Annotated in this window: 15 protein-coding genes; 7 read left to right on the top strand and 8 right to left on the bottom strand. The window is 69.8% G+C overall.

The genetic code is table 11. The features are described 5' to 3' along the window. Window positions 1-95 precede the first annotated feature (95 nt). A complete protein-coding gene (locus tag POL67_RS16170; protein ID WP_271918256.1) occupies window positions 96-674 on the top strand; it encodes a hypothetical protein in 579 nt (192 codons plus the stop codon). 13 nt (window positions 675-687) lie between these two features. On the opposite strand, the gene POL67_RS16175 is transcribed toward POL67_RS16170, so the two are convergent. Further along, complete coding sequence (locus tag POL67_RS16175) at window positions 688-1,869, bottom strand: zinc-dependent alcohol dehydrogenase (protein ID WP_276075708.1); 1,182 nt, start codon at window positions 1,867-1,869, stop codon at window positions 688-690. Window positions 1,870-1,898: 29 nt separating this feature from the next. Further along, entirely contained in the window at window positions 1,899-2,675 is a 777-nt protein-coding gene (locus POL67_RS16180; RefSeq protein ID WP_271918257.1) for a YgaP-like transmembrane domain, read from the bottom strand. Between the two features lie 182 nt (window positions 2,676-2,857). On the opposite strand from POL67_RS16180, the gene POL67_RS16185 reads away from it, so the two are divergent. The 4 genes from POL67_RS16185 (at window position 2,858) to POL67_RS16200 (ending at window position 9,667) form a co-directional block, all read left to right on the top strand. Beyond that, the gene (locus POL67_RS16185; RefSeq protein WP_271918258.1) at window positions 2,858-3,457 is read left to right on the top strand and encodes a hypothetical protein; all 600 of its coding nucleotides are present in this window, start codon (window positions 2,858-2,860) and stop codon (window positions 3,455-3,457) included. Between the two features lie 190 nt (window positions 3,458-3,647). Then, window positions 3,648-4,646: a lysylphosphatidylglycerol synthase domain-containing protein gene (locus POL67_RS16190; protein WP_271918259.1), complete on the top strand. Its 999-nt coding sequence runs from the start codon at window positions 3,648-3,650 to the stop codon at window positions 4,644-4,646. Between the two features lie 146 nt (window positions 4,647-4,792). Further along, window positions 4,793-5,704: a hypothetical protein gene (locus POL67_RS16195; protein ID WP_271918260.1), complete on the top strand. Its 912-nt coding sequence runs from the start codon at window positions 4,793-4,795 to the stop codon at window positions 5,702-5,704. 120 nt (window positions 5,705-5,824) lie between these two features. Beyond that, on the top strand, window positions 5,825-9,667 hold the full coding sequence (locus tag POL67_RS16200) for a serine/threonine-protein kinase (protein ID WP_271918261.1): 3,843 nt from the start codon (window positions 5,825-5,827) through the stop codon (window positions 9,665-9,667). On the opposite strand, the gene POL67_RS16205 is transcribed toward POL67_RS16200, so the two are convergent. Continuing rightward, window positions 9,668-10,366, bottom strand: a complete 699-nt coding sequence (locus POL67_RS16205; RefSeq protein ID WP_271918262.1) for a TetR/AcrR family transcriptional regulator — start codon at window positions 10,364-10,366, stop codon at window positions 9,668-9,670. Between the two features lie 111 nt (window positions 10,367-10,477). Between POL67_RS16205 and POL67_RS16210 the strand changes: the two genes are divergently transcribed. Together POL67_RS16210 and POL67_RS16215 are read left to right on the top strand one after the other, a co-directional pair. Next, entirely contained in the window at window positions 10,478-11,959 is a 1,482-nt protein-coding gene (locus tag POL67_RS16210) for a flavin-containing monooxygenase (RefSeq protein WP_271918263.1), read from the top strand. Between the two features lie 76 nt (window positions 11,960-12,035). Next, on the top strand, window positions 12,036-12,839 hold the full coding sequence (locus tag POL67_RS16215; protein WP_271918264.1) for an SDR family NAD(P)-dependent oxidoreductase: 804 nt from the start codon (window positions 12,036-12,038) through the stop codon (window positions 12,837-12,839). A 30-nt stretch (window positions 12,840-12,869) separates the two neighbouring features. Here POL67_RS16215 and POL67_RS16220 read toward each other — a convergent pair whose 3' ends face one another. From POL67_RS16220 to POL67_RS16240, 5 genes are all read right to left on the bottom strand, one after another. Beyond that, window positions 12,870-14,174: a sigma-70 family RNA polymerase sigma factor gene (locus tag POL67_RS16220; RefSeq protein ID WP_271918265.1), complete on the bottom strand. Its 1,305-nt coding sequence runs from the start codon at window positions 14,172-14,174 to the stop codon at window positions 12,870-12,872. Window positions 14,175-14,340: 166 nt separating this feature from the next. Then, window positions 14,341-14,925 (bottom strand): hypothetical protein, encoded by a 585-nt coding sequence (locus tag POL67_RS16225; protein ID WP_271918266.1) that lies wholly within the window; start codon window positions 14,923-14,925, stop codon window positions 14,341-14,343. 53 nt (window positions 14,926-14,978) lie between these two features. Beyond that, entirely contained in the window at window positions 14,979-16,265 is a 1,287-nt protein-coding gene (locus POL67_RS16230) for an ABC1 kinase family protein (protein ID WP_271918267.1), read from the bottom strand. 34 nt (window positions 16,266-16,299) lie between these two features. Next, on the bottom strand, window positions 16,300-16,896 hold the full coding sequence (locus POL67_RS16235) for an LOG family protein (protein WP_271918268.1): 597 nt from the start codon (window positions 16,894-16,896) through the stop codon (window positions 16,300-16,302). Window positions 16,897-16,978: 82 nt separating this feature from the next. Further along, window positions 16,979-18,340, bottom strand: coding sequence for a pectin acetylesterase-family hydrolase (locus tag POL67_RS16240; protein WP_271918269.1), 1,362 nt, complete (start codon window positions 18,338-18,340; stop codon window positions 16,979-16,981). Window positions 18,341-18,367: the final 27 nt, after the last annotated feature.

An 18,367-nucleotide genomic window follows, 5' to 3' on the forward strand; every position in this document is an offset into this window, starting at 1 on the left:
TGCGAGGATGCAATTCTCGGTATGACGCGATGCGTTGTCCTGGACGGTGGAAATCGGATGACAGGCGCGGGGGCGGCGGCTTAGACATGCGTTCCATGCGAACGGTCTTTGGGTTGAGCGTCATCTTTTTGTGTCTCGCCGGATCAGCCTGTGGGGCGAAGGTCGTCGTGGATACACCCGGCGAGGGCGGGGGCAGCGGCGTCGGCGGCGGGAGTTCGTCGAGCTCGGGGCCCTCGACGTGCACGTCCGGCGAGGTGGAGTCGTGTTATTCGGGTCCCGCGGGCGTGATCGACGTGGGGGTCTGCCAGAGCGGCATCCGTATCTGCTCGGCGACCGGCACGTTCGGCGCATGCCAGGGTGAGACGCTCCCGTCCACCGAGCTCTGCGGCAATGGCCTCGACGAGGATTGCAACGGCGTCGTGGACGACCCTGCGCTCTGCAATGGCAATTGCGTGGGCTGCGCCGAGTACATCTCGGCTCCCTCCCTCGTCCTTTGCCCCAATTCCCAGCTCTTGTACAAGGAGCTCTTTGGGTGCCTCTGCGCCGGGAACTGCGCCGTCTCCTGCAGCGCAAACCTCTGCGTCGGTAGCGAGCCCGGGCAGTCGTGCCTCAATTGCGCGACCGACGTGAACGGCTGTGGCAACGAGTTCTCCGCATGCGCGAACGATATCTGATCCCGGCGCGCGCTCACGCTTCCGGTGTGAAGACGACGCGCATGCAACCGTCCCGTTTTTTCTTGAACGTGTCGTACGCCTCTTGCCCATCCGCGAGGCGGGCGCGGTGGGTGATGAGGTAACTCGGGTCGATCTCGCCTTTTCGGATGTGCTCGAGCAGGCGCGGGATGTACCGCTGGCCGTGCTGCTGGCCCATCTTCAGCGTGAGCCCCTTGTTCATCGCGGCGCCCATGGGGAATTTGTCCACGAATCCGCCGTAGACGCCCATGATCGAGACGGTGCCGCCCTTGCGGCACGCGAGGATGGCCTGGCGCAGGACCGTCGGCCGGTCGGTCTCCAGGCGAACGGCCTGCTTGACCCGGTCGTAGGCGTAGTCAATCCCCGTCCCGTGCGCCTCCATGCCGACGCAATCGATGCACGCGTCGGGGCCGCGGCCGCCGGTCATCTCGCGGAGGGCCTCGCGCACGTCGACCTGCTCGTAATCGAGGATCTCCGCGCCCGCACGGTCCCGGGCCATGGCCAGCCGCTCGGGGAAGCGGTCGATCGCGATGACGCGCTCGGCGCCGAGCAGGTAGGCGCTGAGGATGGCCATTTGCCCGACGCCGCCGCAGCCCCATACGGCCACGACGTCACCGCGCTGGATGTTGCAGAGGTCGGCGCCCATGTACCCCGTGGGCAGGGCGTCCGAGGCGAAGAGGACGCGCTCGTCGGGCAGGCCCTCGGGCACCTCGAATGCATTCGTGTCGGCGAACGGCACGCGCACGTAGGTCGCGTGGCTGCCTGCGAAGCCGCCGAAGGCGTGCGAGTAGCCATAGATGCCCGCGGTCGGGTAGCCATAGAGTTTGTCGAGGAACTCGGGCTTCGGGTTCGTGTTGTCGCAGAGCGAGTACTGCTCGGTCTGGCAGAAGTAGCAATGGCCGCAGCCGATGATCGAGTCGACGACGACGCGCATGCCGGGGCGGAGTTTTTTCACTTCGGTCGCGACCTCGACGACCTCGCCGATGAACTCGTGGCCGATGATGTCGCCTTGCCGCATCGTGGGCACGTATCCATCGAGCAGGTGCAGATCCGAGCCGCATACGCTCGACATGGTGACGCGCAGGAGGGCGTCGTGCGGGCCGAGGATCTCGGGATCGGGGACGGTCTCGACCCCGACGCGGTTCACGCCTTGATAACAGAGCGCCTGCATGATCATGTCTCCTTCGTCGTCCGTGGGTCCCGGCGCTAGGCCGCGTGGATCCCGGGGATGAGCCGCCCGGAGGGTTGTCCCTCGGTCGTGACGATTTCGTCGGCTTCGAGCAGCATCTTGAGGCGGCGCAGGCCGGCGCGGGCCCATGCGTCCGGATCCGCGCCCGCCACGGCGGCGAGGGCACGGAGCAAGAGGCCGCGCGTCTTCGAGAGCTCGAGCACGAGCCGGATCTCCGTCCCGCGACCGCCGGGGGCGTTGCCGAGGAGAATGGCGAGCCGCTCCGGCGGCCCCTCCGTGTGGCCGAGCACGATGGCACGGGCCTCGTGGTCGAGATCGATATGGGCCTCCCACGAAGAGCGCTCGCCATCGACGGACGTCCATACCCGGATCTGTCCCTCGCCGAGGTCCTCCACGCGCTCGACGTGCGGCGCGAAATGGGGGACGTGGGACGGATCCCGCAAAAAGGCGTAGACCTCGTTTGCAGGGCGGGCGACGGTGACGGTGCGCTCGATGCGCGTGAGTTTTTCCTGGAGCAAGGGCATGGGCGTGGGCTTTGGCGCGTTGCGGGAGCTCATGTCGAGGGCCGCATAGGCTGGGCAATGGCCACGGACGCCGCGATGGGCGAGCGCGCCGCCGACCGCGCCCGCGAGGAGGCCGAGCGCGCCCCTGCGCCAGAGGCCCCAGGCGACGAGGCCACCGCCGAGCGCCGCGGAGAGGACGCGCTCGCTCGGGCCCACGTTCAGCGGGTTCATCCTGCGCGCGCGCGCGGGAATGCCGTGGATGTCGTCGAGCCTGGGTGTTTTCGAGGGCATGTGGTCTCCTTTGGGGCGTCGGGACCAAGATGGAGAATGCAAGGAAGAGACCTCCCCGCAGTCGAGCGTGTTCGGCGAACGGAGGACCCTCGGGATCGGGACTTGCAGCGAAATGGGGGCGGCGTCCTCGGCGGAAAATCGAGGGCGAGAGGAGCTCTGCAATGAACGACGGGAGGAGCGCGATGCGCAGATCTTTTCGTTTGGTGAGCGTGGCCGGCCTCTTCGCGGCGCTCGCCGTGGCGGGATGCCAGGAGCGCGACCGCGGCGGGCAGGCCGGGGCCGAGGTACGGAAGGGCGGCGAAGGCGCGGCGGTCCAGCAGCCGGCGGCGCCTCCCCCCGGGGGGCAGCAGCTCGCGCAGCCCACGCCGGAGCCCATTCGTGATTTGACGATCGTGCTCGTGACGCCCGACCGCCCGACGCTCTTCAATCGGCAGTTCGACCTCGTCGGGGCGCAGGTGCAGCGCGTTTCGAACGATCGGGTCTTCTGGATCGGCCCGAACGCCGAGCGGATCGTGCCGGTCTACCTGGACGACCAGGCCCGGAGCGCGCTGCAGCAGGGCCAGCACAAGCTGCAAAAGGGGGATCAGGTGGCGCTGGTGGGCGAACTCCGGCAGGCGCCGAACGTGCAGCTCTTGCAGCAGCAGTGGGCGTTGTCCTCCCAGGAAGCCAATGAGCTGAGCGGCGGGCAGGTCTATCTGCTCGCGAATCGGATCCTCATTGGCGAGCAGCCAGGACCGAAGAGCGGCCAGCCGCAGGGTACGCAGGGCGGCCAGGGCCGCTGAGACCGTCGCGGATCGAATCCCATGGACGCGCAGCGTGGGGCCTCCCGGAACTCCACGTTGCGCGCCGTTTTCGTTTGTCGCGCCATTTCCCATTTCCCCGCGATGACGAGCGCACGCGGCGCTGGCACGTCCGTGGCGAGAGCCAAGGACGAGACCGCGCGAGCGCCTCGCCTGGTTTCGCGGGGGAAACGTGGAGCGACACGAAAGGCTGGAGCGGACGGCGGTGCTCTCCGCGCTCCGCTGGGGCGTGCGCCTCGCGTTCGCGGCCCTCGGGATCGGGATCGTGGTCGCGCTCGTGCGGCAGGTGGGCGCGGAGACGCTCTGCCTGATTCTGCGCGACGCGGCGCCGTGGCTGCCGCTCGTCGTGGTGCTCGAAGCGGCGCGCGTCGGGACGGACGCGCTCGCGACGTACGCGGCCTATGGCCCGGACGCAGGGAAACTCCTGCCCATTCGGGTCCTCGCGCGCGCGGCGCTCGTGGCGCGGGCCGTCTCGTCGATCGCGCCCGCTGGGCGGACGGCGGCCGAGGCCACGAAGGCGGCATTCCTCGCGCCGTGGGCAGGCGCGGCGGCGGCGACGGCAGCGGCCGCGACGGGGCAAGCCGTGACCCTCGTGAGCGGCGGGATCCTCTCGGTGCCTTGTGCGGCCGCGGCCTACGTGATTTCGGGGGCCTCGCCGATCACGATGGCGCTCGTCCTCCACGCCGCGCTGCTCGTGACGGCTGGGACGGGAATCCGGGTGGCGATGCGCGCGCCGTGGCTCGGCGCGCTCGCCGGGCGTTTGTCGCGGCGAGCGGGCGCGCATGTCCATGCCATGCAGGCGCGGTCTCGCGAGACGAGCCTCCTGCCGCCCGGGCCGATCGCCGCGACGCTCCTCGGACGGGCGATCCAGGTCGCGCAATATGCAATCCTGGCCCGCGCGGTGGGCGCGGCGACGGGCGTTTCGCGCGCGCTCGTGGCCGAGGGGGCGAGCATGGTCGCGCTCGCCGTGGGCGCGTTCGTCCCGGCGCAGGTGGGCGTGAGCGAGGGGGCGTTCGCGTGGAGCGCCGACGTGCTCGGAGCGACGGTGCCCCAGGCCCTCGCCATCGCGCTGCTCGGGCACGCGCTCGAGGCCTTTTTCGTGGCGGTGGGCGCGCTCGTGCCACTTCTATGGAGAGCACCCGCGCCGCCGGACGAGCGGCCCGAGCATTGAAATCAAAACGTGCAATCCATTCGCGATAACGTCCAGGCCGGTCTTGCGACGAGGGGGAGGTGCGTGCAAAGGTTGCCCGCCTCATGCCGTTCGTCCCGCTCGTTTTCTCGCCCCGGAGGGCGCGCCGCCATCCCCGGCTCGCGGCCGTGTCCGTCCTTTTTCTCGCCCTCGCCGGCTGCGAGCTCGGCAGCGGGCGCGCGCGTGATTTGCGCGAGACGTGGATGGATCCGGTCTACGCGGCCGTCGGCACGCCGCCCGCGCCGCTCGCGTCGGGCGATCGTGACGGTGATGGGCTCTCGGACGAGCGGGAGGCTGAGCTCGCCCGTACGTTTGCCCCGATTGTCCTCCTCGATCGCGAGGATCACGCGCGCCCGGCGTCGGTGCCGTGGGTCATGGAAAGGTCCGATTTCGTGGAGGGCGCCGCGCGCGTGCGCCGCGCGCGCAGGGCGTTCGACGACGACGTGCGCAAAGGGAGCGAGCGCCCCGAGGACTGGGTGACCTACGTCGACGTCTACCCGCGGGCGAGCGGCGGGATTCACGTCGAATACTGGTTTTATTACCCCTACAACGAAGGACCGCTGATTTTCCAGCATGAGAGCGACTGGGAGCACATGACCGTGCGCCTCGACGAGGCGGGCCGCCCGCTCGGCGCGTACCTCGCCCGGCACGAGGACAACAATCCCGGGCCTTATTTCGCATGGTCCCGGCTCCGCAAGGAAGGGGAGCATCCCGTCGTCCTGTCCGCGCGCGGGACCCACGCGACGTATGCCGATCGCTCGGACCTCGCGTGGTTCGAATCCGCCGCCTCGTCGTGCGATGATCTCGCTGCGTGCGCCGATCGGCCGTGGCGGACGTGGGAAGGCGGCGGGCTCTCACGGCTCGACGACGTGCCCGAGAGCGCGCTCGCGGGGCGGGCGTTCCGTTTCGACGGACGATGGGGCGCGGCAGGTTTTTGGCCGGGCACGAGCGCGCCGCGGGGCCCCATGTTTCAGTCGGGGCATTGCGCGGGCGGATTCGCCACGTGCCGCAAGCCGATTGAAATGGCAAGCCTGCTGTAAACGTCCCGGTCGCGCGGCCGCCTCCCGACGGGAAAACAAATCGAATGTGAACGATACTTTGTTCGTCCGCTCCGCGAGCGAACTTGTATACGCCGGTTCTCCAGGGTATCCTGAATCCCAATGCGATCCGGTGAGGTGCTGGACGATCGGTTCGTGCTCGGGAGGCGGGCCGGATCTGGAGGGATGGGGACGGTGTGGCGCGCCGTCGACCGGATCACGGGCGAGCCCGTGGCGCTCAAGCTCCTGCGTGACCCCGAGGGGGAGTCGGGCCCGCGTTTCCTGAAGGAGGCACGTATTCTCTCGACGTTCGAGCACCCGCACGTCGTGCGTTACGTGGCCCATGGCATTGCCGCGTCGGGCGAACCTTACCTCGCGATGGAATGGCTCGAAGGCGAGAGCCTGCTCGCGCGCCTCGAGCGGGGCGCGCTCGGCATCGAGGAGAGTTTGTCCCTCGCCCGCCACGTCGCCGATGCGCTCGGCGCGGCGCATGCGCGGCGGATCGTCCACCGGGACGTCAAGCCGAGCAACCTGTTCCTCGTGGGCGGCGCGCCCGATCGCGTGAAGATCCTCGATTTCGGCATCGCGCAGAGCGGCGGGACGGACGCGCTCACCCGGACGGGCTCGATCCTGGGGACGCCGGGATACATGGCCCCGGAGCAGGCGCGCGGCGACCGCGAAGCCGACGCGCGGGCCGACGTGTTCGCCCTCGGGTGTGTCCTGTTCGAGTGTTTGTCGGGGAAACCCGCGTTCCAGGGCGCGCACCCGATGGCCCTGCTCGCGAAGCTCCTGCTCGAAGAGCCGCCGCGCCTCCGGGATCTGCGCCCCGACGCGCCCGAGCCGCTCGCGGCGCTCGTTCATCGTTTGCTGTCCAAGGATCCGGAGGTGCGCCCCGAGGACGGCGCGGCGGTGCGTGAGATCCTCGACCGCATCGACGCGACCGCGAGGCTGCCCGTCTCGACCGGCGAGCCTTCGCGGGCATCCCTCACGGGCACGGAGCGGCGGCTCGTCTCGATCGTGGCGGTCTCGCCGCCGCTCGATCGCGAAGCGCCGCGGGACCTCGTGGCGGCGGTGCGGCGCGTGGCGATCCCGCTCGGCGCGCGGGTCGAGGAGCTTTCCTCCGGCGCGGTCGTGGCCGTGCTGCTCGGTGAGGGAAGCGTCGTGGATCAGGCGGCGAACGCGGCGCGTTGCGCGACGTGGACGAAGCTCGCGGCGCCCGAGGCGGCCGTCGTCCTGGTGACGGGGCGCGGCGAGTCGACGAACCGCCTGCCCGTGGGCGAGGCGCTCGAACGCGCAGCGGCGCTGCTCGACGAGGCGCTCTCGGAGCAGCAGGAGGGCGCGCCCGTCCGGATCGACGACAACACGCGCGCGCTGCTCGACGCGCATTTCGATCTGGTCGAGCAGGAGGGGCGGATCGCGCTGCGCGGCGAGCGCCGGACGGGGCAGGAGAGCCGCACGTTGCTCGGCCGGCCGAGCCCCTTCGTGGGCCGCGACCGCGAGCTCCGGAACGTCGTCGACCTCGTGGACGAGAGCTTCGACGAGCGGCGCCCCTCGGCCGTGCTGGTGACGGCGCCGCCGGGGATGGGCAAATCGCGCCTCCGGCAGGAGCTCTTGCGGGTGGTCAAGGAGCGCCACACGAACGTCGCCTGCACCATCGCGCGGCCGGATGCGATCGGCGCCGGCTCGGCCTTCTCGCTGCTCTCGGGCGCGCTGCGCGACATCCTGCAGATCTCGGCGGGCGAACCGATCGAGGCGCAGCGTCGCAAGATCGAGCTCCTCACGTCGGTCTTTGCCGACGAGGCGGAGCGACGCACGATCATGGAGTTCCTCGGCGAGCTCGCGGGCGCGCCGTTCCCCGACGAGGGCAGGCCGCGCCTGCGCGCGGCGCGTCAGAACCCGCAGCTCATGGCCGACCAGATCGAGGCGGCCTACCGCGCGCTCACGGCGGCGGTCGGGGCCACGCGGCCGATCCTCGTGGTGCTCGAGGATCTGCACTGGGGAGACGCGCCGTCGCTCAAGATCCTCGACGCCGCGCTGCGTGATCTCTCCGATGTGCCGTTCGTCGTGCTCGCGTTCGCGCGGCCCGCGGTGCACGAGGTCTTCCCGCGCCTGTGGGCGGGCCGGAACGTGCAGGAGATCCGGCTCGGGCCGCTGCCGCGGCGCGCCGCGACGGAGCTCGTGTCGGCCGTGCTCGGCGGCGACGTCGCGGCGGAGCGCGGCGCGGCGCTCGTGGAGCGCGCGGAAGGGAATGCGTTTTTCCTGGAGGAGCTCATCCGCGCGGTCGCGGACGGTCGGGGCGGAGAGCTGCCGGACACCGTGCTCGGCATGGTGGAGGCGCGCCTCTCCGCGCTCGCGCCCGAGTCGCGGCGGCTGCTCCGGGCCGCGAGCATTTTTGGGGAGGTGTTCTGGGAGAACGGCCTCCGCGAGCTGCTCGGCGACGGCGAGCCGCTCGCCGGTTCGCTCTCGGAGCTTTGCGCGCGCGAGCTCGTCACGCGGCGGCTGCATTCGAGGTTCGCCGGACAGGAGGAGTACACGTTCCGCCACGCGATCATCCGCGAGGGCGCGTACGCCATGCTCACCGATCAGGACCGGCACCTCGGCCACAGGCTCGCCGGGGCGTGGTTGAAGCGCGCCGGCGAGCCCGACGCGCTCGTCCTCGCCGAGCATTTCCAGCGCGGCCGCGACCCCGAGAACGCCGCAGCCCATTACCTCCGCGCCGGCGGCCAGTCGTTCGACCGCGACGATTTTTCCGGCGCGCTCCTCTGCGCGCAGCGCGGGATCGCGTGTGGCGCCTCGGGCGAGGTCCTCGGCAACTTGCAGACGCTCTGCGCGATGGCGCATTGCTGGCGGTCGGAGCTCGACGCCGCGCACCGGGCGAGCGTCTCGGCGCTGCCGCTCGTCGCGCGCGGCGGCCGCTGGGCGTGTTTGCTCCTCTTCCACGGCACCTGGGCCTCGCTCGTCGTCGGCGCGGAGGAGGATTTTCTCCGCATGGCCGGCCGTTTCGTCCACTTCGATCCCGAGCCCGACGCGCGCCGCGATTACCTGTTATGGGCCCCGCTCGCCGCCTCCTTGCTCACGTCGTACGGGCGTCGCGAGCTCTGCCGCGCCTTGCTCGACCGGGCCGAGCGGCTCGCCGCGTCGATGCCCGCGCTCGACCTCGACCTCGCCGGCTCCTTGGCGATCGGGCAGAGCGACGAGCTCCGCGCCTTCGAGCGCGCCCCGTTCCGCCAGCTCGAGCTCACGCGTCGGGCCGTCTCCGCGTTTGAAGCCATCGGCGACGCGCGCAACCACATCACCGCGCTGAACCGGCTCGGCCAGGCCCTCGGCGAGATCGGCGAGCGCGAGGCCGGCGAGCGCGCGCTGCGGGCCGCCGTCGAGCATGCGCGCCGCATCCGTGGACCGTTTGCGCTCCTGCAATCGGAGCTCCACCTCGCGGCGCTGCTCGTCGGCTTCGGCGAGTCAGCGAAATGGGCCGAGGCGGAGAGCATCGCCGAGCGTGTGCTCGGGGCCGCGGGTGTGAGCGACGGGTATCGCGGCTGGGCGCGTGGCCTCCGGGCGCAGATCCTGCTCCACCGCGGCGTTTACGAGGACGCTGCCCGCGAGGCGCGCGTGGCCCTCGCCCTTTGCCAGCGGGTCCCGCTGCGCAAGCTCTGGATCACCACGCTCCTCGTGCGTTGCCTCGTCCTTTTGCGAAAGGCGGACGAGGCGCGCGCGCTCGCCCGGGAGATCGGCGCGGCGCTCGGCAAGGACGGCGGTGGTTACGTCGAGATCGAGGCGCGGCTCGTCATGGCCGAGGCGTGCGCCGAGGAGGGCGAGATGGAAGAAGCCTCGCGGGCCCTGCGCGACGTGGTGCACCGGATCGAGGCGCGCGCCGCGGAGATCCCGGACGAGGCGCTGCGCTCGCATTACCTCCAGGCCGTGCCCGAGAACGTCCGCGCCCGCTCGCTCGCGACCGCGTGGCTCTGATCAGCGCGCCTTCGCAGGCCGCTTTTTCTTGGGCAGGGCGGGCTCGCTTGGCAGGGAAAACGCCGTCGCGGCGCGGAGCGCGTCGAAGAGCAGCACCTTCGCGAGCGCGACGATCTGCTCGATCGGCACGGCTCTCCGCGCCACCCAGTCGATCGAAGCGGCCTCCACGAAGCCGATCCACCCGCGCATCGTCGTGTGGATGAGCGGGCCCGTGGCTTCGGGGGGCAGACCCGCGACGATGCGGCCGAGGAACGTCGCGCGGGTCTCCTCCAGCACCGCGGCGACCTCCGGATCCGAGCCGATTCCGCCCCGCATGAGGGCGACGTACGCGGCGCCGCGGCGCTCCACGTACGCGAGGTACGTCCGGACGCCCTCTTCGACTTTCTCCTCGGGCGACGCGTCCGGCGCCGTGCCGAGGGTCTCGTCGAGCAGCTCCTTCGACGCCGCGCGCAGGGCTGCCACGTAAAAATCGCGCTTCGTCGGGAAGTAATGATAAAGCAGCCCCTTCGAGATGCCGGCGGCGCGCGCGATGTCGTCGATCGAGATCTCGTCGTAGGAGCGCTCGCTGAAGATCGACAGGCCGAGCGCGAGGAGCTGGGCGCGGCGCTCGTCGACCTCGAGCCGCGCGCGCGGGGCGGGCCCTCGTGCGGCATCCGCTGCGGGCCGCGCCGCCGGCCTCGGCCTTGCTCGGCTTTTCATGAGGCGAGCCTATACCTCCGGCGCCTCGGATGTTCAATCGTCGGGTTTCTTGTTGACTTCAGTTCAACAGGCGGTATCCTCGGATGCACTACTGAACCGGAGTCAACAGCCATGCAGCGCGCGCGCGTTTCGGGCTCGGTCGCCCCCATCGTCATCGTCGGCAGCGGCTTCGCGGGCCTGGCCATGGCGATCCGGCTCAAGCAGGCCGGCATCCACGACTTCACCCTCTTCGAGCAGGCGGGGCGTGTCGGCGGCACCTGGCGCGACAACCATTACCCCGGCGCGGCGTGCGACGTCGAATCGCACCTCTACTCGTTCTCGTTCGAGCCGAACCCGCGCTGGACGCGCAGCTTTGCGCCGCAGGCCGAGATCCTGGACTACCTCGAGTCCTGCGCCCGCAAGTACGGCTTGCTCCCCCACATTCGCCTGAACACCGAGGTCCGACGCGCCACGTTCGACGAGCGGTCAGGGGTTTGGCGGGTCGAGACGAGCGACGGCTGCACGACGACGGCGCGCGTGCTCGTCTCGGCCTGCGGCGGCCTCAACCGCCCCGCGCTCCCCGACATCCCCGGCCTCGGCGTGTTCGGCGGGAAAACCTTTCATTCGGCGCGCTGGGACCAGCACGCGGATCTCGAAGGCAAGACGGTGGCGGTCATCGGCACCGGGGCGAGCGCGATCCAGATCGTGCCGGCCATCGCGCCGAAGGTCGGGCGCCTCCACCTCTTTCAGCGCACGCCGCCGTGGATCGTGCCAAAACAAGACCGGGCGATCTCGCCGAACGAGCGCGCCCGGTTCGCCCGCGTGCCGCTCCTCCAGCGGATGGCCCGCCTCCGGCAATACTGGTGGCACGAGCTCTTCGCCCTCGGGTTCGTCGCCGAGCCGCGCATCATGAAGATCGCCGAGCGGCTCGCGCGGATGTACCTCGCGAAGAGCGTGCCCGATCCGGTATTGCGGGAAAAACTCACGCCGCGTTATACGATGGGCTGCAAGCGAGTCCTGCTCTCGAACGATTATTACCCGGCGCTCCTCCGATCGAACGTCGAGCTCGTCACCGATTCCATCGAGGCGATCGAGGCGGAGGGCGTGCGGACGAGCGACGGGGTTGTCCGAGAGGTCGATACGCTGATCCTCGCGACCGGGTTCCAGGCGGCGGAGGCCGTCGCGCCGTTCGAGATTCGCGGGCGGGGCGGGCGTGATTTGAACGACGCGTGGCGCGACGGGCCCGAGGCCTACCTCGGGACGACGATCGCGGGGTTTCCCAATTTCTTCCTGATCGTCGGGCCGAACGTCGGCCTCGGCCACAGCTCGATGGTCTTCATGATCGAGTCGCAGGCGGCCTATGTGATGAGCTGCATCGAGGCGATGCGGGCGCGTCGGTGGAAGTTCGTCGACGTGCGGCCGGAGGCGCAGGCCGAGGAGAACCGCAAGCTCCAGGCGCGTTTTCCGCGCACGGTCTGGTCGACCGGATGCGTGAGCTGGTACCAGACCCGGAGCGGCAAGAACACCACACTTTGGCCGGGCTTTACCTTCGAGTATCGCCTGAAGACGCGGCGCTTCGATCCCGCGCCCTACGAGGTGGTCCCGATGGCGTGAGCGCCATTGACGGAGCGGCGCGGGTCGGGCTCTCATGCCGGCCAGGAGATCACGAGACGAGGACGAGGAGAACTTCATGGGACTTCGATCATCGGGATGCAGCGTCATCACCGGGGCAGGGGGCGGCTTCGGCCGTGCGCTCGCGCTCGAGCTCGCGGCGCGCGGCGGGCGGCTCGTGCTTTCCGACATCCACCCCGGCGCGGCGGAAGAGACGGCCCGCCTCGCCCGCGCCCGCGGCGCCGCCTCGGCCACGGCGCTCGGTTGCGACGTGACGAAAATCGAGGAGGTGGAGGCGCTCGCGAACGCTTGCGGGGGCCCCGTCGACCTCCTGGTCAACAACGCCGGCGTCAGCAGCGGCGGGCTCGTCGGGGACCTCTCGCTCGCGGATTGGCGCTGGACGATCGAGGTCGATCTCTTCGGCGTGATCCACGGCTGCCACGCCTTCGTTCCCCGCATGAAAAAGCAGGGATCCGGACACATCCTCAATGTCGCCTCCGCCGCGGGCCTCTTGTGCGCGCCACGCATGGCCGCCTACAACGCCGCGAAGGCGGGCGTCATCGCGATCTCGGAGACCTTGGCCGTGGAGCTCGACGGCACGGGCGTGGGCGTGACCGTTCTCTGTCCGACGTTTTTCAAGACAGACATCGTGAATTCGGGTCGCTTCGCGGATCAAGAGACCCGCGACATGGCGGACGAACTCATGGCGGGCGGGCGCCCGGTCGAGGAGGTGGTCCTCGCGGCGCTCGCGGCCGTGGAGCAAGACGAGCTTTATGCGGTGCCGATGGCCGACGCGCGCTGGCTCTGGAGGATGAAGCGCGCGCTGCCGAGCTCGTTCCGCAAGCTCATCAGCTTCGGCGTGAATCTGCGGGCGAAGCGCTGAGGGCCCACCATCGATGGAGGAGCTCGGCCTTCAGCGCAGACCTTCGAGATAAGAACCGAGCCCTCGCTCCTCGGACCAGGTGCGGAGTTTTTCCAGCGCCTTCGATTCGATCTGCCGAATTCGCTCGCGGCTCAGCGAGAACGAGCGGCCGATCTGCTCCAAGGTATGGTCGTCCTCGCCCGTCAGCCCATATCGGAGCCGCAGGACCTCACGCTCGCGGGGCGTGAGCGTCTCCAGCATCTCGCTTGCGGCCTCACGCATGCGCGTTCGCGCGAGCGCCTCGTCGGGCGCGTCGGTTTCGCTCGCCAGGGTGTCGCCGAAGCGGAAATCGCCCTCCTCGCCCATCGGCGCGTCGAGGCTGACCGGCATGAGCGAGAGCGCGCGGACTGCCTGGACTTTGTCGAGCGGCACGCCCGAGCTCTCCGCGATCTCCTCTTGCGAGGGGGATCGAGCGTTCTTCTGCGAGAGCGCCCGCTCCGCGCCGAGGACCCGCCGCCGGCTCGCCGTGAGGTGCACCGGCATGCGCACGTCCTTGCCTTGGTAGAGGAGCGCCCGCTCGATCGATTGCCGGATCCACCACGCCGCATACGTGCCGAATCGATAGCCGCGCGAATAGTCGAACTTGTCGGCGGCCCGGATGAGGCCGAGGTTGCCCTCCTGCACGAGGTCGAGCAGGGGGACGCCGCGATTCGAATAATGGCGCGCCGTCGCCACCACGAGGCGCAGGTTTGCCCGGACGAGCTCGCTCTTCTCGTGCGCCGCCCGCGCCCGCGCCTTGGCGGAGCGATCACGCGCCTCTTCGATGCGCGCCTGCTCCTCGGCGTGGGTGGCCTTCGCGCGGGCCGCGAGCGCCTGATCGAGGCGCTCGACGAGCGTCGGGTCGACCCGCAGCGTGTCGAATGCATCCGCGAGATCCGCGGGCAGCGCGGCGTCGCTCTCCGGCCCTTCGGCGAGCGCGCGCGCTCGTTCGAGCGCGTCGACGAGGCGGCTCGTGGTGTCCGCCGCGTCCGGGGCCTCTCCGTTGAGGAGGAGATCCCGCGGGTTTGTCTGGCCAGACGTGATTTCCGCCGCCATCGCGGCGAGCGCGTGCACGCTCGCGGAGGAGCGGACGAGCGCGGACAGCGCGTCACGCTCGGCGTCCACGATACGACGCCCGAGCTCGGCTTCGGCCTCGCGCGTGAGCGGCTGGCTCGCTTCGAGCCCCCGCAGATAGAGATCGGTCGCGTCCTGGATCGGAGCCGTGCGAGGCGCCGGAGGCGCGGGGGCCTTGCGCGTGCGCGGATGACGCGTGCGTGCGGGCTCCTTCGCGGGGCCCGCGATCCTGAGTTTGTTCAATGTGGTCTCCAGGCCCGCGTCCTGCCCGGCGAAGACGCGGCGGAGGGTGGTGCTCGCCGGGATTATGGAACATAAGCATCCCTCGCGCCTCCGAAAGGGGGGCGCACAAAAGAATTGCGGGCGAGGGAGCCATCCCAGCCGTCGAATACGAATGATGTGCGTGCGCTCAGCCAGTCAGGAGCATGGCCACCATCGCGGCCGAGGCGGTCTCGCCCCAGCCGGAGAACGTCTCGGGGATCCGGACGCTCACGAGCTCCATCGAACCCCCACAACGTAGCGACCCTTCGTAAATGTGCCCGCGCCGCGCGAGATCGAACCCGCAGAGGCCGACGGTCCCGGTGAGCGCCTCGGGCCCGATCCAGAGATCGGTGATGCGCCCGCGGAGCAGCCCCTCGACGTGCTGCCGCTTCTCCACGCGCGTCACGCGGAGCCGCAGCGGCTCGGCGCCCCACAGCCCTTCGACCTCGGCGCCGCGGACGGAGGCGCTCAGCGTCTTGCCGAGCACGAGGCCGCGCAGGACCTTGCCGTCGTCCTCGGCGTAGAGGCCGACGTTCACGACCGGCCCGATCGCCGTCCCCTCGCCGATCGTCGCGTTGATGACGTGCCCGCCCGAGCCCTGCAGGAAGAAGTCGTTCGGCCTCCCGGGCTCGTCGTAGAGCGCCTCCTGGGAGGGCATGTTGGGCTCCTCGTACCCGCAAGAGGCCGGCGCGAGGAGGGCGAGCGCGACGAAGGAGAGGGAGAGCCTGGGCATCACGGACCTCGGCGGAGTATAAGCCGAAGGGCGCGTTTCACAACGGCCCGGCATCAGACGAACCCCGCCTCGCGCAGGAACGTCTCTTCCACGGCCGCATAATCGAGGCTCACGTCGAGGCGCGCGAGCACCGAATAAAAGCCGAATTGCAGCCGGTTCATGAAGAGCATGCCGGGCGGGAGCTGCACGAAGTTGCCGTCCTTCTTGGACAGCACCTCGTTTTTCATCTCCTTGATGCCCTCGACCAGGCTCGCCGCGTACGTCCGCGTGATCCGGAACGGCGAGCCGAAGATCGGCTCGAAGCAGCGGCGCGAGTATGCGACCGCCATTCGCTCGTAGACCCCGCCCTCCGTGAGCAGGATCTTCGTGGCGATCTCGCCGAACGCCTCTTCGTCCCGGCGCAAGGCCGCGAGGTGGAGGTTTCGCGCGAGTGTGAGCCGCTCGCCTTCGATGGGCTGCACGCAGCCGAAATCGAGGAAGATGATCGAGCCGTCGTCCTGGAACAGGTAATTGCCCGGGTGCGGGTCGGCGTTGAACATGCCGCCGACGAGGTTGCCCTTGAAGACGAACCGCCAGAGCGTGTCGGCATAACGCTCCCGGATCACGAGGTCCGCCTCGCACGCCTCTTCCAGGGTTTTTCCGTGCACGAGCTCGCTCGTGAGCACGCGCTTGCTCGATCGTTCTGCGATGACCTCGGGAATGCGGATCGCCGGATCGCCTTCGTGGAGCGCCGTGAACGCGCGCTGCCTCCGGGCTTCGAGCTCGTAATCGAGCTCTTCCATGAAGCGTGCCCGGAGCTCGGCGAGCACGGCCTTGGGCTCCAGGCGCTTCGGCCCGAGCACCGCGACCATGCCGCCGAGGACGTCGGCATTTTCGAGGTCGCTCTCCACGGCCTTTTCGATGCCCGGGTGCTGCACCTTCACGGCGACCTCGCGCCCGTTGTCGAGCCGCGCGCGGTGCACCTGGCCGATCGAGGCGCTCGCGAACGGCTGCTCTTCCCATTCGGTGAAGAGTTTGTCGATGGGCGCCCCGAGATCCTCCTCGACCCGCGCGCGGATGGCGGCGGGAGACGAGGTCGGCGCGGCGTTCCGGAGCTTGCGCATGGCCGTCTCGTAGGCCTCGCGTTGCCCCTCGGGGACCATGCCGTCCACGTAGCTCGCCATCTGGCCGGCCTTGGCGGCGAGGCCGCGCAGCGTGCCGAGCATCTCCGCGGCTTTGCTCGCGGCGGCGTCGGCGGCCGACGTCCCGCGGATCAGGCTCGCGCCCGTGCGCGCACCGACCGCGGCGAGCCGCGCGAGCCTTCCCAGGCGTCCTTCCGGGATCTTTCGTTCGTCGGTCATCGGGGCGGAGGTGTGGGGCGCGGGCGGGGGTGGTTCAAGGTTTGTCGATCCACCGACCGATATCGGGGACCTGGAGCTTCGAGAGGCGGTCGAGCAGCGTGTCCATCGTATCGGCCGACGCGCAGAGCGGGCGGTGAATGGGACGGATGAAGCCCTCGGTCATCGCGTGATCGAGGAACGCGACGAGGTGGTCGTAGTAGCCGCGCACGTTGAGCAGGCCGACCGGCTTCTTGTGGTAGTTGAGCTGCGACCAGGTCACGACCTCGAACACCTCTTCGAGCGTGCCCCAGCCGCCGGGCAGGGCGACGAAGGCGTCGGCCATAGAGGCCATCATAGTCTTGCGGGCGTGCATGCTGTCGACGATGAAGAGCTCCGTCAGCCCCTCGTGCGCGAGCTCGCGGGCTTTGAGCTTCTCGGGGATCACGCCGTAGACCTTGCCGCCCTTCATGAGCGCGCCCTCGGCGACGGCGCCCATCATGCCGACGCGGCCGCCGCCGTAGACGAGGTCGATGCCGCGCTCGGCGAGGAAGGCGCCGGCTGCGCGGGCGGCGTCGAGGTAATGGGCCCCGACGCCGCCGGAGGCCCCGCAGTAGACCGCGACGCGGCGGAAATGGGTGCGCGTGCTGTTCATGCCGCGGAACATAGTCCAGGGCGTCGGCCCTGGCATCCGGAAAATTCGGTAAGAGCGGAATGTTGCTCCGCGTGCCGTTTCGTTACGGCCCGATGTGGGTGGCCGCGGCGCCGTCGACGATGCCCTTCACCCACTCGGACAAGGGCGTTCCATCCACGTTGGTGTTGTAATAGCCGTTGCCGCCGAGATAGGTGTGGGTCGTGGCGCTCACGAAATAGCTGCTCCACGCGGGCGATTGCTCGAGGAAGTTCTTGCGGATCTCCTCGAGTCCCGCGGTGTATTCGGCGCCGGAGAGCGCCGTCGGGAAGATTCCGTCGATGTTCTGGCAGTCGTTTTTCCCGTAGCCGTAGAACTGCGAGATCGTGTTGTCCTTGTCGGACGAGATGAGCCCCAGCGAGGCCTCGGGGTATTTCTGCCCGAGGAGCTTCCAGGCATTGGCGAGGCCACCGCCGTTCGGGAGCGAGCATTCGACGCAGTCGGCGGGGAGCGTGTCCGCGAAGTTGTAGAGATCGCGCCAGCGCTTCTGGAGGCAGGGCGCCATGTAGGTGTCGCCCATCGGGGGGCCCGAGTCGTCGATCAGCGCGACGGGCGTGGGGCAGAAGGCCTGCGCCACGCGGTCGTAATTGTAGAACGCGCCGAACCCGCCCGCGCTCACGCCGGTGAGCAGGACCTCGGTCACGTTCTTGAACGTGGGGATGATGCGCTTCAAGTAATGGCCGATGTTCGCGTACCCGACGAACTGCTGGTTCTTCGGGGAGGTCAAGCCCGGCACGTCGGCGCCCGGGGCATTGCCGGCGTGCACGTCGCCTGTGCAATAGGGGACGTAGACGAAGCTCCAGTCCTTCACGGAGTTCGCGGCGTTCGACGTGCTGAAGAGGCCGTTCTTCCCGCCGTTGTTTTTCCAGTTGTCGAAGTTGTTCTGCCCGTAGGAGCCCGTGTTCAGGTTGCACGTCGTGCCGTTGAAGCACGCGCCGCCGCCCTCGAGGTAAATGACGAGCTTCGTCGATTGCGGGTTGATGCGGACGCCGAACCCGGTGGAGCTGCCGCTCCGGCATTTCGCCTCGGGGACCGGCACCCACGTCCATTGCTCGGCCTGCGCCTCGACGGGCGCGCCGTCGAACGGCCCCTCGGGCGCGCACGCGGGCCCGCCGCCGCCGGAGCCGCCCGTTCCACCGGAGCCGCCCATTCCACCGGCGCCCGCGCCGGCGTCCCCGCCGGAGCCGCCGCTCCCGCCGTCCCCGCCCGTGCCGCCCATTCCGCCGGCGCTTCCGCCGCCGTCCCCGCCGGCGCCGCCCGAGCCGCCCACGGACGTGCCGCCGCTCGAGCTCGACGTGCTCGTGAAAAGTCCATCGGTATCGCCGTCTCCGCCGCCGCAGCCGGCCGCGGCGAGGAGCGAGACGAGGGGAATGGCAAGCGTGCTAGGTGAGAATCGAAGCGCTCTCATGGGGCCACGGTAAAGGATCGGTCGCGC

Source organism: Polyangium mundeleinium (genome assembly GCF_028369105.1).
GTDB classification, from domain to species: domain Bacteria; phylum Myxococcota_A; class Polyangia; order Polyangiales; family Polyangiaceae; genus Polyangium; species Polyangium mundeleinium.